The 23,596-nt window shown below is 70.7% G+C and carries 16 protein-coding genes; 6 read left to right on the top strand and 10 right to left on the bottom strand.

The window, feature by feature from the left end; genetic code table 11:
- Positions 1–36 precede the first annotated feature (36 nt).
- From AQJ27_RS32235 to AQJ27_RS32245, 3 genes are all read right to left on the bottom strand, one after another.
- A complete protein-coding gene (locus AQJ27_RS32235) occupies positions 37–756 on the bottom strand; it encodes a hypothetical protein (RefSeq protein ID WP_159064438.1) in 720 nt (239 codons plus the stop codon).
- A 721-nt stretch (positions 757–1,477) separates the two neighbouring features.
- The gene (locus AQJ27_RS56565; RefSeq protein WP_159064439.1) at positions 1,478–2,176 is read right to left on the bottom strand and encodes an SMI1/KNR4 family protein; all 699 of its coding nucleotides are present in this window, start codon (positions 2,174–2,176) and stop codon (positions 1,478–1,480) included.
- Positions 2,177–2,560: 384 nt separating this feature from the next.
- Positions 2,561–3,286, bottom strand: a complete 726-nt coding sequence (locus AQJ27_RS32245) for an HNH endonuclease family protein (RefSeq protein WP_067376186.1) — start codon at positions 3,284–3,286, stop codon at positions 2,561–2,563.
- A 163-nt stretch (positions 3,287–3,449) separates the two neighbouring features.
- Here AQJ27_RS32245 and AQJ27_RS32250 point away from each other — a divergent pair, with 163 nt between their 5' ends.
- On the top strand, positions 3,450–3,638 hold the full coding sequence (locus AQJ27_RS32250; RefSeq protein WP_054233006.1) for an Rv0909 family putative TA system antitoxin: 189 nt from the start codon (positions 3,450–3,452) through the stop codon (positions 3,636–3,638).
- 177 nt (positions 3,639–3,815) lie between these two features.
- On the opposite strand, the gene AQJ27_RS32255 is transcribed toward AQJ27_RS32250, so the two are convergent.
- Positions 3,816–4,793, bottom strand: a complete 978-nt coding sequence (locus AQJ27_RS32255) for an SCO6745 family protein (RefSeq protein ID WP_235613663.1) — start codon at positions 4,791–4,793, stop codon at positions 3,816–3,818.
- A gap of 107 nt (positions 4,794–4,900) precedes the next feature.
- On the opposite strand from AQJ27_RS32255, the gene AQJ27_RS32260 reads away from it, so the two are divergent.
- Positions 4,901–5,485, top strand: a complete 585-nt coding sequence (locus tag AQJ27_RS32260; RefSeq protein WP_067376534.1) for a TetR/AcrR family transcriptional regulator — start codon at positions 4,901–4,903, stop codon at positions 5,483–5,485.
- Between the two features lie 49 nt (positions 5,486–5,534).
- On the opposite strand, the gene mfd is transcribed toward AQJ27_RS32260, so the two are convergent.
- Entirely contained in the window at positions 5,535–9,065 is a 3,531-nt protein-coding gene (gene mfd, locus AQJ27_RS32265; protein WP_067376188.1) for a transcription-repair coupling factor, read from the bottom strand.
- A gap of 390 nt (positions 9,066–9,455) precedes the next feature.
- On the opposite strand from mfd, the gene AQJ27_RS32270 reads away from it, so the two are divergent.
- Positions 9,456–10,886 carry a DUF2079 domain-containing protein gene (locus tag AQJ27_RS32270; RefSeq protein WP_067376190.1) on the top strand — a complete coding sequence of 477 codons (1,431 nt, stop codon included), beginning with the start codon at positions 9,456–9,458 and terminating at the stop codon, positions 10,884–10,886.
- Positions 10,887–10,995: 109 nt separating this feature from the next.
- Here the strand turns inward: AQJ27_RS32270 and AQJ27_RS32275 are convergent, their stop codons facing one another.
- Positions 10,996–13,563: an ABC transporter permease gene (locus AQJ27_RS32275; RefSeq protein WP_067376192.1), complete on the bottom strand. Its 2,568-nt coding sequence runs from the start codon at positions 13,561–13,563 to the stop codon at positions 10,996–10,998.
- Positions 13,560–14,348 (bottom strand): ABC transporter ATP-binding protein, encoded by a 789-nt coding sequence (locus AQJ27_RS32280; RefSeq protein ID WP_067376193.1) that lies wholly within the window; start codon positions 14,346–14,348, stop codon positions 13,560–13,562. Before AQJ27_RS32280 ends, AQJ27_RS32275 begins: the two co-directional genes overlap by 4 nt.
- Before the next feature lie 388 nt (positions 14,349–14,736).
- On the opposite strand from AQJ27_RS32280, the gene AQJ27_RS32285 reads away from it, so the two are divergent.
- The 3 genes from AQJ27_RS32285 to AQJ27_RS32295 all read left to right on the top strand — a co-directional run bounded on the left by AQJ27_RS32285 (position 14,737) and on the right by AQJ27_RS32295 (position 18,616).
- Positions 14,737–16,251: an MFS transporter gene (locus AQJ27_RS32285; RefSeq protein ID WP_067376195.1), complete on the top strand. Its 1,515-nt coding sequence runs from the start codon at positions 14,737–14,739 to the stop codon at positions 16,249–16,251.
- A 224-nt stretch (positions 16,252–16,475) separates the two neighbouring features.
- Complete coding sequence (locus tag AQJ27_RS32290) at positions 16,476–16,973, top strand: DUF485 domain-containing protein (RefSeq protein WP_067376197.1); 498 nt, start codon at positions 16,476–16,478, stop codon at positions 16,971–16,973.
- A gap of 32 nt (positions 16,974–17,005) precedes the next feature.
- Positions 17,006–18,616 (top strand): sodium/solute symporter, encoded by a 1,611-nt coding sequence (locus AQJ27_RS32295; protein WP_067376537.1) that lies wholly within the window; start codon positions 17,006–17,008, stop codon positions 18,614–18,616.
- Positions 18,617–18,625: 9 nt separating this feature from the next.
- Here AQJ27_RS32295 and AQJ27_RS32300 read toward each other — a convergent pair whose 3' ends face one another.
- The 3 genes from AQJ27_RS32300 to AQJ27_RS32310 all read right to left on the bottom strand — a co-directional run bounded on the left by AQJ27_RS32300 (position 18,626) and on the right by AQJ27_RS32310 (position 23,596).
- The gene (locus AQJ27_RS32300) at positions 18,626–19,513 is read right to left on the bottom strand and encodes a cellulose-binding protein (protein WP_067376199.1); all 888 of its coding nucleotides are present in this window, start codon (positions 19,511–19,513) and stop codon (positions 18,626–18,628) included.
- Positions 19,514–19,701: 188 nt separating this feature from the next.
- Positions 19,702–22,602, bottom strand: a complete 2,901-nt coding sequence (locus AQJ27_RS32305; RefSeq protein ID WP_067376201.1) for an SUKH-4 family immunity protein — start codon at positions 22,600–22,602, stop codon at positions 19,702–19,704.
- 7 nt (positions 22,603–22,609) lie between these two features.
- Positions 22,610–23,596, bottom strand: a complete 987-nt coding sequence (locus tag AQJ27_RS32310) for an SMI1/KNR4 family protein (RefSeq protein ID WP_067376203.1) — start codon at positions 23,594–23,596, stop codon at positions 22,610–22,612.

Here is a 23,596-nt window from a genome sequence, read left to right on the forward strand (position 1 = left end):
CATTCTGTTCGGAGTTCTTGGGGGAGACACCTTCGGTCAGGGGCCGCTGAGGGAGTCGGCCAGAGCCTGGGCCTGGTCCGTGGTGATACCAAGGGCGATCGGCACCTGCCGGGGGCTGTACGGCGACGAGCACACGGCGATCGGACTGTCACCTGTCACGATCCACCGGGGGCCGTCGGCCTGGTCGGGCAGCAGGGCGGCGGCCAATTCGTCGGCCGCGTCAGCACGTATCCCGCAGTGGGCCAGTGCCCGCGACACGACGGCAGGTGCCTCACTGGGCATATCGGCGTCACCGAGCATCGGAAGCAGCAGCAGGAGGCGCTGCGAGGCATCGGACAGACCTTCGTCGCCGTCCTGCGTGCTCGCGGCGAGAGTGGTGAGTTCGGCCCACGACAGCCCGGGGCCTGCCTCGTCGGCGCCGCAGTCCCCGAGGAAACCGAGCCGCCCCCAGGCGGGGTGGCGGACAAAGAAGTCGACGTTGTTCATGTCTTCGAAGTTGGCGTACACGGCATGGGCCGTATGCCCACCGTCGAAGGGAACACGGAGAACAGGCCAGGGTTGTTCGGGGTCCCCGAGACGATCCACCATCTCCTCGTAGGCCGACGCCTCCACCCCGTAGCGTTCCGGCTTCTCTCCCGGATCACCCACCATCAGCAGGACATGCGCGAGCCAGAACGCGGGATCGTGCGCGAGATCCTCGCCCGCGACCAGCTCACAGTCGTCCAGGTACTCCGGGATGTGCACGGCACCGGTCATGGCCGGAGGGTACTCGGGACCACATGAGCATGCCGCCCCGCCCGAAGAGGTCGTCGCCGAGCGGGTAGCCACCCCATGCATCTGCGTAATGGCATACGAGGACCAGTCCGCGCCCGCCGTCCGCCTCGGCGGGGACGGGGTGGAGCGGACCGGAATCCTTGTCGAAGGGAGGCGGAATGTGGGGGTCGGCATCCCACACGCGGACGCGAGGGCGAGCGCTTCCCAAGGCCCGGAGACGGAGGGTGGAGGGCCCGGTGGAGTGCCGGTAGGCGTTCGTGACGAGTTCCGAGGTCAGCAGCTCGGCGGTGCCGGTGAACTGGGTCATGCCGTGTCCGGCGAGTACGGCTCTGAGAGTGACACGGGCGATGCGCGGCGCGAGCGGATCGTGCGGCAACTGAAGGGCGTACGCCCAAGATGCGGACGCATCGGACTTCTGCGGGGATACGGTGACCATGAACGCCTCTTGCGGTGAGGGGACTTGGTTCGCTCGATGGGTCCGGCCAGGCGGTGGCATGTCGCATGGGTACAGACGAGCTTGGGTGTCGTGTGTAGCGCGGTGCGCTTCCGGCTTACCGGCGAGACCAGTTGAGCGGCTTGAGGCCCACCGCCCGCCGTCGGCGGCTGGGTACTCGTCCTTCACCACACGTCAACCTGAGGCCGGAAGGGCTCATTTTATCGCCAGCCCTGACGCAGGTTCAGGCAGCCAACCGGGAACGCTCACTTATCGGTCGAAACATCCGCATTCACCTCTGTCTCCCCGCGGACGGCCAGCACACCGCAAGCCGTCAACCACGGCAGGACTGAATCTCAGCTGAGCGCCATCCGGGAGCCCTGCAATCATCGTGGCAAATCCGCCCCAGTAGCGCATCGCCGATACGGCCTCAATGAGCACCATGTTTTCAACTGAGAAATCTCCACCGCAACTAAATGGCACTCTTGGAATAAGTCGGTGACCAACAGGAAGTGCACCATTTTCGACTTGCCATGCGTGGGCAATCGAATATCCCGTAGCGTAGTCGGACTGCGCGAGAACTCGCGAAGCCCACTCCTCGACACTGTTGGCAAAAACGGCCATCTTCGCAGTTTCGGGGTCAAACAAACAGACCGCTTCATCTATAAGAGCGAACTGTCCACCGAAGACATCCTCGGCGAAGAACAGCGCAGGGGGCACCAATTCGCCGTAAGACTCGACCCAGAGTTGTCGGTAATTCCACTCCCCAAGCGAGCGCCCCGACAGCACCGCGTCGCCCGCGGGGAAAACGTGCAAAGCCGATTCAAGTGCATAGAAACCGTTACGCGCGGAAAGCAGTGCACCCAACTGCCGGGCAGTCCCGCCGAATAGAGCGTCGTTCTTCGGCGGGGCGTCCGAGAGAGCATCGCCTGCGATCGCGAGCAACTCGCCGATACCTCTGAATTCCATTTACTAGCCGCCCAAGATGTAGCCGAGACTCTGAATCACGACCTTCACCCTACCGCCATCTGGAATATCGACAAGTTGATTCTTCATGTCTGAACCGGCACCACGGCTATCTCCAGCGCCTATGTGCTTCACATGGGCCCCTTGCCCTTCCCGGAAGATAGCTGGCGGGAATTCGTCCCTATCTTGACCGGGCCGAGTCGGTATCCCTCGAAGGTTATCCGCTCGACGCGCGTCTGCTCCGGCCCGATCAAGAGCCACCATCAGACCCTCGCCGTCCTCTTCAGCAGCATGTATCGCACTGCCAGGATGCCGAATTGCGTCGATTGTCCAAGTAGCGGGTCGAGGTCGTCATCTTGCCCTTGCGTCCAGCAGTATGAGACGGCGTCAGTTGGCGGTGAACCGCTTCGGCGCCTGGGTCGGATTGCCGCCCGAGGGAAGCTTCTGGCCGGGGCACTCGGAGAGCACCTTCTTCATCGCGGCCTTCTCCCCGCCGGTGACCCACAGCCCGTACTTCTTCTTCACGGCCACCTGCGCGGCCACATACGTGCAGCGGTACCCCTTGTTGGGCGGGAGCCAGGTCGCGGTGTCGCCGTCGCCCTTGCTGCGGTTGGTGCTCGCGTCGACGGACAGCAGGTTGAGCGGGTCGTTGGCCAGCGCTATCCGCTTGCTCGCGTCCCAGTACTTGGCGCCCTTCTGCCAGGCGTCCGAGAGTGCGACGAGGTGGTCTATGTCCACCAGGCTGCGGCCACGCTTGTAGGTCACTTCCTTGCCGGAGTACGGGTCCGGGTCGAGCGCCCCGGAGACGACCTTGCAGGTGCCGCCGGTGAACTTCACGTTCTTCAGGTCCCGCTTGAGGACGTCGTCGCGGGTGTCGCACTTGTTGGAGTCCGTGTCGGCCCAGGCCGTGCCGAACCTCGCCCTGCTGTAGCCCGTCTTGGGCGCGCGCCCCTTGACGGTCAGCGAGTCCACGGCGGTGAGCGCGGCGCCGCCGGCCACCGTGCCCTGCGGGCCGGCGGAGCCCGTGGTCTCCTTCTTGCAGCCGCTGACCCCCGCGCCGACGACGAACAGCACCAATGCGGCAGCCGCCGCCCCACCCCTCAGACGCACCACGACGCCCCTCCCCTTTGTTCCCCGGGTCCGCCCTGCACAGGGCGTGTTTCCCTGGTGCCCACGGTAGCGGCGGGCATGCCCGGCCCATACCCTCCTCCAACGGGCAATAGGTGCACGCCGGGCGTATCGTCGGTGGTGACACACCTCCGGAAGGAGCTCCCGCATGGGCATCTTCGACAGATTCAAGGATCAGGCGAAGTCCAAGGGCAAGGACATGTCCGACGCCGGGGAACGGGAGATCAACGAGAAGACGGGCAACAAGTACACGGACCAGGTCGACGACGCCCAGCAGAAGATCGAGGGCTCGATGGGCATGGACCGCGAACCGACCGACCGGCCCGATCAGCCGTAGACCCCGATCAGCCGTAGCCGCGCAGACGCGCGAGGCACGACACACCCACCGATCGACCGTGACACCTAGGCCGTCCGCGAAGCCCAACTCCCGCGGGCGGCTTCAAGTGCGTCACCCGGCGACGCACGCTCTCCCGCCCGCATACCCCCCACACACCCACATCATCACGCCCTCCCGTCACACCTTCCCGATCCCCAACGTGGACTCCGAAGGCAGCAGCCCCGAACCCAGCACCGCGACCCAGAACTCGCCGAGCAGCTCGGTCAGTCGACTCCGGTCGGCCGGGGTGAGGGCGAGCCAGGGGGCGGCGGCCAGTTCGTCCGTGTGGCGTTCGACCGCGGCGCGGAGCTCGCGGCCCGCGGGTGTGGCAGTGCCGGATTCGGTCACGAGGCCGCGCGCGGCGAGGCGTGCACGGGCGGCGCTCCACTCCTGCACGCTCCAGCCGCGGCTCTCGAAGCGCTCGACGGAGGCCGCACCGATCGCCGCGAAGGACACGAGCGCTTCGACGGGGTCGAGCCCGGCGACGAGCAGCGCCGCGAGATGTCCGTCGCCCCGGTGCTCGCGCAGGATCGTCGCCGCATGCCACAACTGGAGGTGCGGGGCCACCGGCCACGCCGACTCCGCGTTGGCCGCGGCCATGGGGCGACCCGCGGTGTTCGCGGCCTCGGCGGCACAGCGCAACAGCCCTGCGGCCTCGGCGAGTTCGGGGCTCGCCGCGCGGTCGCCGAATATCGCGCGGTACGCCCGGTCCATGCCCCGCTCCCGCGCCTTCAGCACATCCGCGGGGCTCGCGGTGTCCCACGCGGAGTCCATGTGCACGGCGACCATCCGCGGGCTGAAGCTGTAGAAGGCGGATGACACGCGCTCGCTCCCGACCGCCCCCAACGGCGCGGCACGGAAGGGGAAGTAGGTCGGCCAGCGGTCCTCCGCCGACCCGGCGTACCCGAGCGCGGCCGACTCCGCGAAGACCTCCGGCGCGTAGTAGAGCACCGCATGCAGGGGCTCCAGCAGGTGCCACAGCCGACGCACCTCGCCGAGCTCGATCCCGACCTCACCCCCGGCCCTCACCCCTACCCCTGCCCCGATCCCGGTCTCCACACCGACAACCCCGTCCCCCTGAACCATCCCGGCCACCTCACCACCGTGCTCCGACATGACGAACCCCCTCGTCCCGTTCCCACCCATGCGACAACTTGACACTGACAAGATTGCCCGAACCCGCCGAACTTGTCAATGCCTAGATTCCGCGTACGCTGATGACCATGGAGACCGCGAAGACCACTCCCGAACGCCCCTATCACCACGGCGATCTGCGTCGCGCGATCCTGAGCGCCGCGCTCGACGTCATCGCCGCCGAAGGCCCGTCCGCGCTGAGTCTGCGCGACCTGGCCCGCCGGGCAGGCGTCTCGCACGCGGCTCCGGCCCACCACTTCAAGGACCGCACCGGCCTGCTCACCGCGATCGCGGCCGAGGGCCACGCGCTGCTGTCGGCCGCGCTCACCGAGGCCACGGACCTACGGGACGCGGGCGTCCACTACGTACGCTTCGCGCGTGAGCATCCCGCGCACTTCCAGGTGATGTTCACGCCGGAGCTGCTGCGCGAGAACGACCTGGAGCTGACCACGGCCCGCGCCCTGACCGCGGACCGCCTGCGCCAGGCCGTCTCCGACCGGGTGCCGGAACCCGGCACCGACCCCCGCCTCGCCGGAGTCGCCGCCTGGTCCCTGGCCCACGGTTTCGCCACGCTGCTCCTCGGCCACAACCTGGACGCCGCGGTCGGCGACCAGGACCCCGAGGAGGTCTTCCGCACCCTGACGGGAATGCTGTTCCAGCCACCGTCGGCGTGAGCCCGGCCTCAACCACCAGCCGCGACGACGCCTACGACCTCTACGACCTCTACGACCCGAGAATCGTCGCCAGGAACTCCCCGGTCCACCCCAGCAACTCCCGCCCGACCAACGGCTTCCCGCCCACCTTCGCCGTCTTCGGTCGGGGCACCAGGAGCTGGTGGGCGGCCGGCTTGATGACCGTGCCCGGGTAGAGCCGCTTGAGGCGGAGTTCCTGGGACTCGCGCAACTCCGCCGGTGCGAAGCGGATGTTGTTGCCCTGAAGCACGACCTCGCCGACGCCGCACGCCCGCGCGAGCATCCGCAGGCCCGCGACGAGCAGCAGGTTCTCCACCGGCTCGGGCAGCTTGCCGTAGCGGTCGGTGAGCTCCTCGCGTACGGCCTTGACGTCCTCCTCCGTGTTGGCGGAGGCGATGGCGCGGTAGGCCTGCAGACGCAGCCGCTCACCCGGCGCGTAGTCGTGCGGAACGTGCGCGTCGACCGGCAGCTCGATCTTGACCTCCAGGGGCGGCTCCTCCTCGACTCCGCCTTCCAGAGAGGCCCGGTAGTCCGCCACCGCCTCGCCGACCATACGGACGTACAGGTCGAAGCCGACGCCCGCGATGTGACCCGACTGCTCACCGCCGAGCAGATTGCCCGCGCCGCGGATCTCCAGGTCCTTCATCGCCACGTACATGCCCGCGCCCATCTCCGTGTGCTGGGCGATGGTCGCGAGCCGCTCGTGCGCGGTCTCCGTCAGGGGCTTCTCCGGCGGGTACAGGAAGTAGGCGTAGCCGCGCTCACGGCCTCGGCCCACCCGGCCGCGCAGCTGGTGCAGCTGCGAGAGGCCGAAGTTGTCGCCGCGCTCCACGATCAGCGTGTTGGCGTTGGAGATGTCGATGCCGGATTCGACGATCGTGGTCGACACGAGCACGTCGAACCGCTTCTCCCAGAAGTCGACGACCACCTGCTCCAGAGCCTGCTCGCCCATCTGCCCGTGCGCCGTCGCGATACGCGCCTCGGGGACGATCTCACGCAGCCGCGCCGCCGCCCGGTCGATCGACTCGACCCGGTTGTGGATGTAGAAGACCTGGCCCTCGCGCAGCAGTTCGCGGCGGACGGCCGCGCCGATCTGCTTCTCCTCGTACGGGCCGACGAAGGTCAGCACCGGGTGCCGCTCCTCCGGCGGGGTGGTGATCGTGGACATCTCCCGGATGCCCGTCACCGCCATTTCGAGCGTACGGGGAATGGGGGTGGCGGACATCGTCAGGACGTCCACGTTGGCGCGCAGCTTCTTCAGCTGCTCCTTGTGCTCGACGCCGAAGCGCTGCTCCTCGTCGACGATGACCAGGCCCAGGTCCTTGAACTTGGTCTCGGCGGAGAACAGCCGGTGGGTGCCGATGACGACGTCCACCGCGCCGTCCCGCAGGCCCTCCAGGACGGCCTTCGCCTCCGTGTCGGTCTGGAAGCGGGACAGGGCGCGGACGTTGACCGGGAACTGCGAGTAGCGCTCGGAGAAGGTCCCGAAGTGCTGCTGCACCAGCAGCGTCGTCGGCACCAGGACCGCGACCTGCTTGCCGTCCTGCACCGCCTTGAAGGCCGCGCGGACCGCGATCTCCGTCTTGCCGTAGCCGACGTCGCCGCAGATCAGGCGGTCCATCGGGACCGTCTTCTCCATGTCCTCCTTGACCTCGGCGATGGTCGTGAGCTGGTCGGGGGTCTCCGCGTACGGGAAGGCGTCCTCGAGCTCGCGCTGCCAAGGGGTGTCGGAACCGAAGGCGTGACCGGGAGCCGCCATGCGCGCGCTGTACAGCTTGATCAGGTCCGCCGCGATCTCCTTGACCGCCTTCTTGGCGCGCGCCTTGGTCTTCGTCCAGTCGGCGCCGCCCAGGCGGTGCAGGGTGGGGGCCTCGCCGCCGACGTACTTGGTGATCTGTTCCAGCTGGTCGGTGGGGATGTAGAGGCGGTCGCCCGGCTGGCCGCGCTTGGCCGGGGCGTACTCCACCACCAGGTACTCGCGTGTCGCGCCCTGGACGGTCCGCTGCACCATCTCGATGTAGCGGCCGACACCGTGCTGCTCGTGCACGATGTAGTCGCCCGCTTCGAGCGTGAGGGGGTCGATGGTCTTGCGGCGGCGGGCCGGCATGCGCGCGCCGTCCTTGCCGGCCGCCTTCTGGCCGGAGAGGTCGGTCTCCGTGAGGACGGCGAGCTTGAGCGCCGGGTCCACGAAGCCGTAGTCGATCGAACCGCACGCGACCTGCACCACGGCGGGCGTCAGCTCGGTCAGTTCCGCGTCGAGGCGGGCCGCGATGCCCTCGCCACCGAGGACCTCGACGGTGCGGGCGGCGGGGCCGTGCGCCTCGGTGACGTACACCGTGCGCCAGCCGTCCGCGAGCCAGCCCTTGGTGTCGGCGAGCGCCCTGGCCGTGTCGCCGCGGTAGGTCTCGGGCGCGTGCATGCCGAGCTTGAGGGTGTCCGCGTCCAGTTCCTCGTCGGCCGCGAACGGCGACACCGACCACCACATCATGTCCAGCTCGCGGGCCCGGTCGCGGACGTCCGCGATGGCCCACAGGGAGGCCGCGCCGACGTCGATGGGGGCCTCGCCGCCCCCGGCCGTCGCCGCCCAGGACGCCTGCAGGAACTCCTGCGAGGTCGCCACCAGGTCCGCGGCCCGCGTCCGCACCCGCTCCGGGTCGCAGACGACGGCCATCGAGCCCTTGGGCAGGACGTCGATCAGCAATTCCATGTCGTCGACGAGGACCGGAGCCAGCGACTCCATTCCCTCCACGGCGATGCCCTCGGCGATCTTGCCGAGCAGTTCGCCCAGCTCGGGGTGCTCCTCGGCGAGCCGGGCCGCCCGCTCCCGTACCTCGTCCGTCAGGAGCAGCTCGCGGCAGGGCGGCGCCCACAGTCCGTGCTCGGCGACCTCGAGGGAGCGCTGGTCGGCGACCTTGAAGTAACGGATCTCCTCGACGTCGTCGCCCCAGAACTCCACCCGCAGGGGGTGCTCCTCGGTGGGCGGGAAGACGTCCAGGATGCCGCCGCGTACGGCGAACTCGCCGCGCTTCTCGACGAGCTCGACCCGGGAGTACGCGGCTGCCGCGAGCGCCTCGACGATCCCGCCCAGGTCTGCGCTCTGGCCCGTCCGCAGCGCGACCGGCTCCAGGTCTCCCAGGCCCTTGACCTGCGGTTGCAGCACCGATCGCACCGGGGCGACGACGACCGACACCGGGCCGGTCTCGGGGTCGTCGGGGCGCGGGTGTGCCAGGCGGCGCAGCACGGCGAGACGGCGGCCGACGGTGTCCGAGCGGGGGGAGAGCCGCTCGTGCGGGAGCGTCTCCCACGACGGGTACTCCGCGACCGTGTCGGCCGGGAGGAGGGACCTGAGCGCCGCGGCCAGGTCCTCGGCCTCGCGTCCCGTCGCCGTCACGGCCAGTACGGGGCGGCCGGCGTCGCGGGCCAGGGCCGCCACCGCGAAGGGGCGGGCGGCGGGCGGGCCGACCAGGTCGATGTGCATCCGGTTGCCGTCGGTGGCGGCCTTCACCGCTTCCGCGAGGGCGGCGTCCTTGACGACGGCGTCGAGCAGACCGTGCAGGCTCATGAAGGGCTTCCATCCCGGAGAGAGGGCAACGCGAACCGCCCGACACGTCTCGACGGGCCGGGGTTGTCCAGCCTACGACGGCGCCGCGCTCCCTGTGAGACGCAAGAGGTGGACGGGCCCCGGCCCCGGTTCGACGGCCCGGCGGGGAACGGGGGCGCAGCCCCGTCTCAGGGGCGCGGGACTGTGTCTGTATGCGGCTCCGCCGCGGGCGCACCCAGCCCCCACCGCCCCGCTGCCAAACAACCCAGTCTCCACCGCCCCGCTGCCAAACAACCCGGCCCCCGCCCACCCCAATGGAAGTGACCCGCACCACACCCCACCCCGACCGTCAACCGCACCCCACGTCCCCGGCGTATACCCCGTGACACGTGATCACGTACCGGGAGCCGCATGAGCTCGAACCCGACCCCCGCCGACACCTCCCCAAGAACAGACAGCGCCCCCATACCCCCGCCGGTCACGGCCGTCCCCGGCCGTGACCGGCGCCCCCGCGACCCCTGGCTCCTGGCGGTCCTGCTCTTCACCGCGTACGCGACCCTGTCGGTCTGCCGCTGGCGGCATCTGGCGACCCGTTCCTGGGACCTCGGCATCTTCGAGCAGGCCGTCCGCGCCTACGCCCACCTGCGCGCGCCCGTCGCCGATCTCAGGGGCCCGGGCAGCAACCTCCTCGGCGACCACTTCAGCCCGGTCACCGCGCTCCTGGCGCCCGCCTACCGTCTCTTCCCCACCCCGGTCACCCTCCTCGTCGCCCAGGCCGCGCTGCTGGCCCTGTCCGCGGTCCCGGTCACCCGTGCCGCGGCCCGGCTCCTCGGCCGCTCCCGGGGACTCGCGCTGGGTCTCGCGTACGGGCTGTCGTGGGGGATCCAGCGCGCCGTCGACTTCGACTTCCACGAGATCTGCTTCGCCGTCCCGCTGATCGCCTTCGCCCTGGAAGCGGTCCTGGAGCGACGGTGGCGCGCGGCCCTGTTGTGGGCGTTCCCGTTGGTCCTCGTCAAGGAGGACCTCGGGCTGACCCTGGCCGCGATCGCCCTGGTCGTGGCCATGCGGGCCCGGAAGCCCGCCCCGCGTACGGCCCTGTGCGCGCTCGGGGTCGCCGTCCTCGGAGTGCTGGCCGCGCTGCTCACCTTCACGGTGGTGATCCCTGCCTTCAACACCGCGGACACCTACACCTACTGGAACAAGGCCGGCGGTGATCCCCTCGACGGCCTGGGCACCAAACTCCGCACCCTCGCCTGGCTGCTGATCCCCACCACCGGTCTGCTGGCCCTGCGCTCCCCGCTCCTGCTGGTCGCCCTGCCGACCCTGGGCTGGCGTTTCCTCTCCTCGGACCCGCACTACTGGGGCACGGACTGGCACTACAGCGCCGTCCTGATGCCGGTCCTCTCCCTCGCCCTCGCCGACGCGCTCTCCCGGTCCCGCTGGAGCCCGCGCCCGTGGCTGCGCTCGTACGCGCTGCATCTGCCCACGGCCGTCGTCGCGGCCGCGCTCGCGCTGACGACCACGCTTCCGTTGTCCGTGCTGGGTGAGCCCGCCGCGTATCGCAAGCCCGCGCGTGTGAGTACCGTCGAACGGCTGCTGGCGCGGGTTCCGGACGGGGCGAGTGTCGAGGCGAACACCGGCCCGAGCAGTCGGCTCGTCGCGCGCTGCCGGGTCTTCTGGACGGGCGGCACCGGTGGCGTCACCCCGGACTTCATCGCCCTCGACGACTCCGACCACTCGATCCAGGACGTCCAGGCGTACGCCGGCCGTCTGCACCCCCACGCCGCGTACGACGTCGTGGGCGCCGCCTACGGCTACGTACTCCTGGAGCGGCGGACCTGAGGCACCGCGTACGGCCGCGGGCCCGGCCCAGGAGGTGATGTCCTCCTGGACCGGGCCCGTCCCCCGTAACCCCCGTATACGGTGGCTTCGCGGCGGCTGCTGCCGCCGGCTAGTCGGTGGCGATGGCGTTCAGTACGTTCATCCGGCCCGCCCGGAACGCCGGGATGAGGGCGGCGAACAGGCCCACGAACGCCGAGCCGATGAAGACCCCGATGATGGTCGGCCAGGGGATCTCCAGGACCTTCAGGCCCTCCAGGGCGAGGAGCTTCTGGGCGGTGGCACCCCAGCCCATGCCCAGGCCGAGGCCGAGGAGCGCGCCGAAGAGGGCGATGACGACCGACTCCAGGCGGATCATGCGGCGCAGCTGGCGGCGGGACATCCCGATGGCGCGCATCAGGCCGATCTCGCGCGTCCGCTCCACCACCGACAGGGCGAGGGTGTTGATCACGCCGAGGACGGCGACGACGATCGCGAGGGCGAGCAGGCCGTAGACCATGTTCAGGAGCTGGCCGATCTGGTCCTTCAGCTCCTGCTTGTAGTCGCTCTGGTCGCGGACCTGGTACTGCGGGTACTGCTCCATGGACTTCTTCAGGGCCGCGTACGCCTGCTTCTCCTGGCCGCTCTTGGCGCTGGCGAACATGATCTGGTCCGGCGGGATCCGGTTGGCCGGGAGGTACTTCCGCATGGTCTGGGTGCTGAGGTACCGCGCGCCCTGATCGATGACCACGTCGTCGTCGGTGATCGCGGCGACCTTGAGCTTCGCCGTGCTGCCGCCCTTGAAGGCGACGGTCAGGGTGTCGCCGAGCTTCACGTGGTGCTTGGTGGCGAACTCCGAGCCGACGGACATGGAGTCCCTGCCGTAGGCGGCGGTCAGTTCACCGGCCGTCGTCTTGCGGTGCAGGTCCTGCGCGTAGGTGGGGTCGGCGGCCGTGACGCCGTCGCTGTCCGAGAAACCGTCGGGGGTCGTGAGCTTGGCCTCGATGTCCCGGTAGTGCGTGACGTGTTCCAGGCCGGGCGTCGTCTCGATGGCCTTCGCCGCCTGCGGGACGATCCGCTGGTTGCCCTGGATGATGAAGTCGGTGCCGACCGACTTGTCGAGTTCGTCGGTCGCGGAGGCGACCATGGACGAGCCGACGACGGACAGGCAGGCGACGAGGGCGAGGCCGATCATCAGGGCCGCGCCGGTGGCTCCGGTGCGGCGCGGGTTGCGCAGCGCGTTGCGCTCCGCCATCCGTCCGACGGGGCCGAAGAAGCGCAGCAGCACCGCGCTGATCACCCGGACGACACCGCCCGCGAGCAGCGGGCCGATGATGACGAACCCGATCAGGGTCAGGACGACTCCCGCGCCCAGCACCAGCGAGCCGTCGGTCGCCTTGTCGGCGTGGGCCGCCGTGAAGAGCGCGAAGGTTCCGGCGCCGGTGAGGACCAGGCCGATGATGCCGCGGACGAGACCGGCCTTGCCGTCCGCCGGTGTACCGGCGTCGCGCAGCGCGGCCATCGGGGAGACCTTGCCGGCCCGGCGGGCGGGCAGATAGGCGGCGAGGACGGTGACCACGACACCGAGCACGAGTCCGATGACCGGGGTCGTCGCCTTGACCGTCAGGTCGCGGGTGGACAGGTCCATGCCCGCCGCCGACATGAGCTTCATCAGGCCGATCGCGAGGCCGACGCCGGCGCCGACGCCGAGGATCGAGCCGAAGACGCCGAGCAGGGTCGCCTCGACCAGGACGGAGCGGTTGACCTGCTTGCGGGACGAGCCGATCGCCCGCATCAGGCCGATCTCGCGGGTGCGCTGGGCGACCAGCATGGAGAAGGTGTTGATGATCAGGAAGATGCCGACCAGGAAGGCGATCCCGGCGAAGCCGAGCATGGCGTACTTGATGACGTTCATGAAGGAGCCGACGCCCGAGCGGTTCTCGTCGGAGTACTCCTTCTGCGTCTGCACCTTGTACGCGCCGGCGCCGATCGAGGAGATGACGTTCTGCTTGAGCGTGTCGTTGGTGACACCGGTGGCGGCGGAGAGGTTGATGTTGGTGAACCGGCCGGTGGTGCCGAGCAGTTCGCGCTGGGCGGTGGCGGTGTCGAAGTAGACGACGGCGGCACCGGGGTTGGTCACCTTGAAGGTGGCGATGCCGACGATCCGGGCCTTGAAGTCACCGGTGACGGCGATGGTGCGCAGTTCGTCACCGAGCTTGAGGTGGTGCTTGTCGGCGGTGTCGGCGTCGACCATCGTCTCGGTCGGCCCACGCGGGGCGTGACCGGAGGTGATCTCCATCGAACGCAGGTCGTTGCGCGTCCAGTTGCCGGCGATCGTCGGGGCCCCGGTGCTCGACCCCATGTTCTTGTTGGCACTGTTGACGACGGTCACGTTCATCGAGCTGACGGCGCCCTCGGCGTACTTGACGCCCTCCGCCTTCTCGGCCCGTTCCAGGACCGAGGCGGGCAGCGAGTCGGGCCTGCCGTTCTGCGGGGTGCTGTCGCTCTTGGCCGTCTTCGGCGAGACGGTCACGTCGGAGGAGGTGGCGGCGAACAGCTTGTCGAACGTCGTGTTCATGGTGTCGGTGAACACCAGCGTGCCGCAGACGAAGGCCACGGACAGCAGCACCGCGACCGCCGACAGCGCCATCCGCCCCTTGTGCGCGAAGAAGTTGCGCATCGAGGTCTTCAGGACGGTCATGACGTACGCCCCCGCGCGTCGAAGTCCTTCATGCGGTCGAGGACCTGGTCGGCCGTCGGCTGGTACATCTCGTCGACGATCCGGCCGTCGGCCAGGTACAGCACGCGGTCCGAGTACGAGGCCGCCACCGGGTCGTGCGTCACGATCACGATGGTCTGGCCGAGCTCGTCCACCGAGCGGCGCAGGAAGCCCAGCACCTCGGCGCCCGCCCGGGAGTCGAGGTTTCCGGTCGGCTCGTCCCCGAAGATGATCTCGGGGCGCGCGGCGAGTGCCCGCGCCACCGCGACGCGCTGCTGCTGGCCGCCGGAGAGCTGGCTGGGCCGGTGCTTGAGCCGGTCGGCGAGCCCGACGGTCTCCACGACCTGGTCGAGCCAGCCCTTGTTCGGCTTGCGGCCCGCGATGTCCATCGGCAGCGTGATGTTCTCTATCGCGTTCAGCGTCGGCAGCAGGTTGAACGCCTGGAAGATGAACCCGATCCGGTCCCGGCGCAGCTGCGTGAGCTTCTTGTCCTTGAGCCCGGTGATCTCGGTCTCGTCGAGGTAGATCTGGCCGGAGGTGACGGTGTCGAGTCCGGCGAGGCAGTGCATCAGCGTGGACTTGCCGGACCCCGAGGGGCCCATGATCGCGGTGAACTGCCCCCGCGCGATGTCCACGTCGACCTGGTCCAGGGCGACGACCCGGGTCTCCCCGGATCCGTACGCCTTGACGACCTGCCGCGCCCGTGCGGCAACGGCCGTACGCCCTCCAGTGCCCCCGTGCCTGGGAATGGTCACAGCCGATGTCACGGTGTATCTCCTATGTCGGTCAGCGGATGAAGTGCTCTTCGCTACGTCGGTAAGTCTGGTGGCGGGGAGTGGTCCGGCGCGCTGGTGCCCAGCGCAGTCTTCTACGGGGGAAAACCCCACCCCCGGGGGTCCGGTCCACCGCCCTCAGCGGCATAAAGCCAGGTTAAGGACGGCCCCGCCCCGTCTCGTCCTCCGCCGGTACGAACGCCCCCCGAGCCCTAGTGGGGAGAGACCCCTAGGGGCAGTCCACCCTTCGGTGGAGTCCCTCTCGGGGTTACCTCCACCCTCGGTCCCAGTCAGCGTCCACCCTCCCGCTACGTGAAGGTCAAGTGAGATGGTGGGGGACGGCGGACAGTTGCAGGGGGAACCGATCCGGGGAGGCGCTCCAGTGGGCCAGGGGGACACCGGAATACGGGCCGCGGCGACGGGACAGCCAGCGGCCTCGCGCAGCCGCAGGGGTGCCGTCGTCGCCGCCCTGATGCTCTCCATGGCGCTGGCCGCGCTCGACTCCACCATCGTCTCCACGGCCGTACCGCAGATCGTCGGCGACCTCGGCGGCTTCTCCGTCTTCTCCTGGCTGTTCTCGGGCTATCTGCTCGCGGTGACGGTCACCCTGCCGGTGTACGGGAAGCTGTCCGACACCTTCGGCCGCAAGCCGGTCCTCGTCGCGGGCGCCGCCGTCTTCCTCCTCGGCTCGCTGCTGTGCGCCACCGCCTGGAACATGGCCGCGCTCATCGCCTTCCGGATCGTGCAGGGCCTGGGCGGCGGCGCGTTGCAGGGCACGGTGCAGACGCTCGCCGCGGACCTCTACCCGCTCAAGGAGCGCCCCAAGATCCAGGCCAAGCTGTCCACGGTGTGGGCGACCTCGGCGATCGCGGGCCCCTCCCTGGGCGGGGTTCTCGCCGCGTACGCCGACTGGCGCTGGATCTTCCTCATCAACCTGCCGATCGGCGCGCTGGCGCTGTGGCTGATCGTCCGCCATCTGCACGAGCCGGTGCGGGAGTCCTCCGGCCGCCGCCCCCGGATCGACTGGGCGGGCGCGCTGGCCGTCTTCGCCTGCGGCGGTGTGCTGCTCACCGCGCTGGTGCAGGGTGGAGTCGCCTGGGACTGGCTGTCGGCCCCGTCGCTCGCCCTGTTCGGTACGGGACTCGCGCTGATCGGTGCCGTGGTCGTGATCGAACGCCGGGCGGCCGAGCCGATCATCCCCGGGTGGGTGTGGCGGCGCCGCACGATCGCGGCCGTCAATCTGGCGCTCGGCGCACTGGGGTTGCTCATGGTCGCCCCCACGGTGTTCCTGCCCACGTACGCGCAGGCGGTCCTGGGCCTCGCGCCCGTCGCCGCCGGATTCGTGCTCTCCGTGTGGACGTTGAGCTGGCCGGTGTCGGCGGCGTTCAGCCAGCACGTCTACGGGCGGATCGGCTTCCGCAACACCGCGATGCTCGGCATCGCCGCCGCGACCCTGATCCTGCTCGCCTTCCCCTTCCTGCCCTATCCCGGCGAGCCCTGGCAGCCGGCTCTGCTGATGCTCCTGCTGGGCGGCGCCCTGGGCCTCTTCCAACTCCCCCTGATCATCGGCGTCCAGTCGACGGTCGGCTGGGAGGAACGCGGCACGACGACGGCGTCGGTCCTCTTCTGCCGCCAGACCGGGCAGACCATCGGAGCGACCCTGTTCGGCGCGATCGCCAACGGGGTGCTGGCCGCGCGGCTCGGCGGCGCCGGGGACCTGGACGCGGTGACGCGGGCGCTGGACTCGGGCGCGCCCGGCGAACATGTGCGCCACGCGGTCGCCGACGCGGTCCACGCCGTCTACCTGGGTGCGGCGGGCGCCGCCGCACTCGCCTTCCTGGTCCTGCTGTTCGTGGCACCGCGGCGCTTTCCGGTCATCAGGAATCCCGGGGACTGAGGAGAGCCGGCCTCCCTGGGTGGCAGGTCCGGAGTGGAACTGTTGGTGAACTCCCGATGTAAAGGCGGGTAACACCCCAGGTCGCCGAAGTAAGCGCATACCGACCGCTCAGTTCGGTGAAAGCCCCACGCATCGCGGCTACCTGCGAGTAGCGTGCGTGCCTCGCCCACCCCCCAACTCCCTGCGGTCCGCACCGGGCCCGAGCCACGCAAGGAGATCACGGGATGCAAGACGCGTTCTCGTCCCCCGAGTACCAGCGGCGGCTCCAGCCGCCGTACGACCCGCTCCACCCACCGCCGCACCCGTCCCCGCACCCGTTCCCCCACCACACGTCGCCCTCGCACCTCACCTATCCCTGGCAACCGCAGCCCCAGCCACCCGAACCCGAGAGAAGGCGGCAACCGCGTCACCGCGCACTCGGCCGGCACAGCGACATCCGCGTCCTGCGCGGTGCCTATCGCCGGCAACGGCGGGTCGCGACGCTCACCGCGCTCGGCTACTTCACCCTCTTCCTCCTCCTGTCGGCGTTCGCGCCGGGTCTGATGGCGAGCGAAGTCTCCGGCGGACTGCCGACCGGACTGCTGCTCGGCCTGCTCCAGGTGCCGGTGACCTGCCTGGCGATCGGGCTGTACGAGTACACCGCGCGCCGGCGCGTCGACCCGATCGCGGACCGGATCCGCCGGCAGACCCAGCTGGACGCGAAGCGGGAGGCGGCCCGATGAGCCAGGTGTCCGAGATGACCGCCCTGACGAGTATGGTCGGGTTCAGCAGTTCCGCGCGGGCCATGTCACTGGTGGCGTTCACGGCCGTCGCCACGATCACGCTGCTGCTGTGCGTGATGACCGGGCCGGACCGCGACGACCTCGACGAGTTCTACACGGGCTACGGCTCCCTGTCGCCGATGCGCAACGGCCTCGCCATCGCCGGGGACTACATCTCCGCCGCGACCGTCCTCGGCACCGGCGGCGTCATCGCCCTCGCCGGGTACGACGGTGTCGTCCTCGCCCTCAGCACCGCCCTGTCGCTGATGCTGCTGATGTTCCTGCTGGCCGAACCGCTGCGCAACGCGGGCCGGTTCACCATGGGCGACGCGCTCGCACGACGGATGCCGGGGCGCGCGGTACGCATCACGGCCTGCGCCGCGACCCTCGTCGCCCTGCTGCCGCTGATGCTGGTCCAGCTCGCGGGCGCGGGCGATCTGCTGGCCTTCATCCTCGGCTTCTCCAGCGACTCCCTCAAGACCGGCTGCATCATCGGCCTCGGCACACTGATGATCAGCTACGCGGCGATCGGCGGCATGAAGGGCACCGCCCTCATCCAGATCCTGAAGATCGTGATGCTGCTCGGCTCCGGCACCGTGGTCTCCGCCCTCATCCTGCAGCGCTTCGGCTGGGACCCCGGGGCCCTGTTCGACACCGCCGCCCGCAACAGCGGCGTCGGAACCGCCTTCCTGCACTCCGGCCTGCAGTTCGCGGGCGGCCCCGACCCCCGTATCGACATGATCAGTTCCGAGCTGACCGTGGTTCTCGGCGGCGCATGCCTGCCGCACATCACCATGCGCATGTACACCGCGAACAGCGCCCGCCAGGTCCGCCGCTCGATGTCCTGGGCGGTGCCCTGCGTGGCCGTCTTCGTCCTGGTCATCACGGTCGTCGGCTTCGGTGCCACGGCGCTGATCGGACGGTCCGTGATCGCGGCCGCCGACCCGCAGGGCAACACGGCGTACCTGCTGGGATCCAGGGCCGCGTTCGGACCGGACGTCTCGACGGCCGAGACCCTCCTCTTCACGACCGTGACGACGGCGATCTTCCTCACGCTCCTCGCCTCGGTCGCCGGGATGATCCTCGCCTGCGCCAACTCCCTCGCCCACGACGTGTTCGCCGGGCGGATCCGGGAGCTGTCCCCGCGCCGCGAGATGACCCTCGCCCGCGTCTCGGCGCTCGCGGTCGGCGCACCGGCGATCCTGCTCGCCACCCTCGTCCAGCACCGCAGCCTGCAACCCCTGGTCACGCTGTCGTTCTGCCTGGGCGCCTCGGCCATAGCGCCCGCGCTGGTCTACGGCCTCTTCTGGCGCCGCTACACCCGCACGGGCCTCCTGTGCACCCTCATCGGCGGAACGCTGACCGTCCTGATCCTCATGACCGGCACCAACCTGGTCTCCGGCTCCCCCACTTCGGCCTTCCCCGAGGCCGACTTCAACTGGTTCCCGTTCACCACCACCGGCCTCGTGTCCATTCCCCTGGGCTTCGCCTACGGGTGGCTGGGGACGGTGATCTCCGGGCGCCGCAAGGCCGAGGAACAGCGCAGACAGTACGAGGCGGTGGAGGGGTGGATCCTGGCGGGGGCGGTACGGAGAACGCCGTGAGGGGCGGCGCTACTCCACCGGTGCCCGCCCGGTCAGCGTCATGAGACTCGTACGCACCTGATCCATCTGCGCCCGTACGTCATCCCACCGCTCACCGTGCTCACGCAGCACCCGCTCCGTCTCCCGAACGATCCGCTCCTCACGAACACGAGCCCCGGCCAACACCTCGGCGGCCCGCGCCGTCGCGTCCTCCTGCCCGTGCCGGGCGAATTCCTCGGCCTCGGCCACAGCACGCTCGGCCTCGGCCACCGCGGCCTCGGCGCGCACCTCCCGCTCCATCTGGTGCGCGTCGAGCGCGGCCGCCCGCTCCGCCTCCGCTCGCTCCACCTCCGCCCAGCGCTCGGCGTGCTCCTTCTCCTGCTCGTCGAGGAGGCCCTCGGCGCGCTGCCGCACCTCGCGCAGCGCCGCCAGCGTCTCCCCCCGACCCTCCTTGACCGCGCGACGGGCGGCGATCCGCATCTCGTCGGCCTCGGCGCGGGCGGCGAGGAGACGGTGCCGGGCGCACTCCTCGGCCTCGCCGCGCAACTCGTCGGCGTACGCCTGCGCCGCCTCACGCATCCGCCGCCCCTCCGCCTCGGCCTCCTCGACAGCCAGCCGGGCCGCGCTCCGCGCGTTCTCGCGCACCGCCGCGGCCTCCTCCTCGCCGAGCTCGCGAATCCGGCAGGCACGCTCGCCGAGCGTCTCGTACATCTGCGGGGCCAGCCGCGCCACGACCTCCCGCAGCCGCCCGACCTCCGCGTCCATCTCCTTGGCCAGGACGGTCAGCCGGGCGGCCCGTTCCCAGGCGGCGTCGCGGACCTGCGAGAGCGCGGCGAAGTACGCGTCGACCTGCTCGGGACGGTAACCGCGCCCCCGTACGGCCACGAAGCCGTGCGGCGACACCGATGCGCTGCTCATCCCCGGACCCCTCTCCACTGTGCGACGTACAACACGATTTGGCGCACATCTTGGTGGATCAGGCGTAAGTGTTCATAACGCGACACTCCGCGCATTCGTAGCGGTCAGCCACGTAAAAAAAGGGTTGGACCCGGTCGTACGACCGGGTCCAACCCTTTTCGGCTCCCTGACGGACGCTCAGCGCCGCATCACAGCAAGCCGTCCCACATCTGCTCCAACAGCACCGACCACCAGCTCTCCGGCGAGCCGAGCGCCGCCGGGTCGAGCGAGGCGAGCTGCGCCTGGAAGTCGACGGTCCAGCGGCCCGCCTGCTCCTGGTTGAGCCCGAACCGCAGCCGCCACATCCGGCCGAGCAGGGCCAGACAGCGCGCGAACTCGGGCAGCCCCGTGTTCACGAACTGCGGCGGCACCGAGGCACCGCCCGGGCCCGCCTCCACCGGCACGGCCACGATGTTCGCGGTGCCGTACTGGACACAGATCGCCTTGCCGAAGTCACTGCCCATGACAAGGTACGAGCCCGCGTCCGCGGCCGGCTGCACCCCACGCTCCTGCGCCAGCTCGGCGAGCGTCGGCACCGGACGGCCGGGCTGCGCCTGCGCCCAGAAGAACGGGCCCATGTCGACCGGCAGTCCGGCCACCACCAGCGTGTGCGCCACGATGTTCGGCACACCCTGCCGCGACACTGCGGCCTGGTCGAACCGGAACAGACCCGGCCCGAACGCCGCCGCCAGCTCCTGCCCGATCGCCTCCGGCGGAACCGGCGGTGCGGGCTGCACCGGCGGAATCGGCGCGCGCACCGGCGCCGGACGCGCGGGACCGTCCGCCACCTGGTGCAACTCGCCCTGGTGCGCGAGGAGCTGGTGCATGCCCTGCTGACGGCTCGCGTGATCCGTGCCGTACGGCGCGATGCTGGTGATCCGCGCCTGCGGCCAGCTCTCCCGGATCATCCGCGCGCAGTACGCGCCCGGCAGCTCGCACGACTCCAACTCCGTGTGCAACTCCAGCACTTGCTGCGGCGGCACGTTCATCGCGCGCAGCTCGTGCAGGATCTGCCACTCCGGGTGCGGGGTCCCCGGCGCGGAGCGCCGGATCAACTGCTGCTCGGAACCGTCCTGCGCGCGGTAGCGCAGTACGGCCTGATACCCCGGCCCGACGGTCGGCTGACCGGCCTGCGGGTAGCCGTACGCCGGAGCCTGCTGCCCCGGCGGCATCGCCTGACCGGGCATCGGCTGACCGGGCATGGGCGGTCCGGGCATCGGCTGTCCCGGCATCGGCTGACCGGGCATGGGTTGTCCCGGCATCGGCTGCGGCGCGCCCGGAGGCATGCCGGGGGCCTGCGGGGGCGGCGGTACGCCGGGACCGGCGACCGGAGGACCGGCCGGAGGGCCGGCCAGCATGGTGGCGGCGTGGTGGACACCGCCCGGGGGCGGGGTGCCCGGAGACTGCGGAGCACCGGGCACACCAGGCGCACCGGGCGTACCCGGAGGCTGAGGCGCGCCGGGTCCGCCCGCGGGCGGACCCGCCAGCATGGTCGCGGCGTGATGGACACCCCCGGGAGGCGTACCGCCCGGAGGCTGAGGCGTACCACCCGGAGGCTGCGGAGCGCCGGGGGCGGCAGGCGCACCAGGAACTCCGGGCCCGTTCGGGCCGAGCTGCGAGACGAGCTGCGTCGGTACGTACCCGCCCGCCGGGGTGCCCGGAGCACCGGGCCCGGACGACGGCGGCGGGGGCGGAGGCGGCGGGGTACTCCCCGGCCGCGCACCCGGTACGCCCGGGGCGCTCGGCGGAGGCGGCGTGCTCACGCCACCGCCCCGCGCGCCCCTCGGCGGCGCCTGCGCCTTGCTGGTCGCGGCGTCGGCGATGTCACCGGCGTTCGGCGGCAGCGGCCGCGGCGGCGCGACGGGAGGCTGCCCCTGCGGGTACCCGTAACCAGGCGCACCGGGCGGGGGCGTGCCCTGCGGACCACCGGGAGGCGGCGGGGGAGGAGGAGGCGTCCCGGGAGCACCACCGGGCCCCTGCGGGTAGCCGTACGCGGCCGGCGGTCCAGAAGGAGGCGTGCCCTGCGGACGACCGGGAGCCGGAACGCCAGGAACCGGCGCACCCGGAGGCGGCGTGCCCGGCAGGCCCGGCGCACCCGGGCCTGCCTGTGGGTAGCCGTACGCCGGCGGGGCCGTGCGGTCGTCGACCGCGGGCGCCTGCGCCGTGCGCGGGAGTTGACTGCCGCCGGACATCAGAGCCGTCTTGGCGTCCGGGGTCACACCGGGCGGCACCCCCGGACCCGCCTTGTCGTCGACGTCGGTCAGCGGCGGCGCGAACACGGTCGCAGGCAGCGGCACGGAACGGTCCTCGCCCCCGTCCCCGGCGGTGTCCGTCCCCGCCCACGGAGTCGCCGAAGCGGGCACGCCCGGCACCCCCACGGCATCCCGCGGACCCGCGTCCCGCTCGTCACCGGCCGCGGCGGCGGGCCACGACGGCGCGTCCGAAGGGGAAGAGGGCGAAGGGGGAGATGAGTGAGAGGGGGGAGAAGGGTGAGAGGGGGGTGCAGGGGGAGATGAGGGCGAAGGCGTCGTCGAACCACCAGCCGCGGAAGCCCCGTTGGCATGGGAACCGTCGTGTGCACCCGCACCGGAACCCGCGTGGGAACCCGCACCGAGGGCGGCCCCGGTACCCGCGCCATGGGCGCCGCCGGCCGTCGCGCCCGCCCGCCGATCCGCAATGCCCAGCTTGTCCGCCGCCTCCTGCAACCACTCCGGAGGACTCAGCAAGAACGACGTCTGGTTCAGATCGACCCGGGCCAAAGGCGCCGGAGCCGCTTCCGGGGCCGCCTGCGGCACCCCGTACTCCTCCTCGTACCGGCGGATCACCTCACCGACCGGCAGCCCGGGCCAGAGCGTCGCCTCCCCGCTGTCCCGCGCGATGACGAGCCGCTGCGCGCCCCCGTCGGAACGCGGACCGTCGACGCGGTCCTCGGCCCACACCACGAACCCGAGTTCGAACTCCCGCACCCGCACCTCACGGTGCTGGTACCCGGGCACCTCGCCGTTGATCCACTCTTCCGCGCGCTCCTGCGCCTGCGCGAAGGTCACCATCGGACGTTCACTCCCCCAGGGAAGAGACGGGAACGGCGCGCGCGAAGCCACCGTCCACCATCAGGTTCGCCACCGTCGCCAACTCCGGCGGATTGCCCGCGAGTCGGGACAGGAACTGGTCGAAGTCGGCGCCGCAGGGCAGCAACAGCCGCTGCACACGCTCGGCCGGCGGCCAGGCGTCCTGGTCGCGGGCATCGTCGTACGCGCAGAACCAGACCGACCCGATCGCGTCACCCTTCACCTTGACGGCGAGCAGGCCGCCCTGCACGAATCCGACGCACAGGTAGTCCTTGGTCAGATGGTCGCGCAGGCACTTGTTGATGTAGACGAGGTCGTTCACGGCGGCCTCCTCGCGCACCGTGAAGAACGGCTGGTCCACCAGCAGACCCAGCTCCGCGTCGAGCGCGGCACCGACCGGCGCGCACCCGCCCGCGGCCTTCAGGAAGGACCGATAGGCACCCGGCAGCCGATAACCGAGATCCTCCTCGACCCCGAGCACCTGCTGCTCGCTCACCGCGACCGACGACTTCGGCAGCCCGAAGTGCGCGGGCCGCGTGTCCTGCAACGGACGCGTCCCCCGCTTGCCGTGATCGACGGCCGCCGTCGCGATACCGCCGTGATGCCGCAACAGCGCCTTGACCTCCACGGGGACGAGCTCCAGGCGCCGCGTGCCCCGCACGTGGTGCCAGGTCCAGCCATGCGGAGTGGCCACGGGCGGAATCGTGTCCCACAGGTCGTGCCCCGTGGTGGCGAGCGCGGCGTTCGCCGACACGTAGTCCGTCAACCGCAGTTCGTCCACGCCGAAACCCTCCGGAGGTTCGGCGATCTCCGCGGCGGCACGCGCGTACGGCGAGAAGTCGGGGTAGCCGTGCGCGTCGACCCGCACACCCCTGGGGTGGCGAGCGGCCCGGACCGGATCCGGGAAATGCACGACCTGCCCGGCGTAGGCCGCGTTCGGCGGCGCGGCTTGCTGCCCGAGCCGACCTGTCGTCAT

The sequence above is a fragment of the Streptomyces olivochromogenes genome (assembly GCF_001514115.1).
GTDB classification, from domain to species: domain Bacteria; phylum Actinomycetota; class Actinomycetes; order Streptomycetales; family Streptomycetaceae; genus Streptomyces; species Streptomyces olivochromogenes.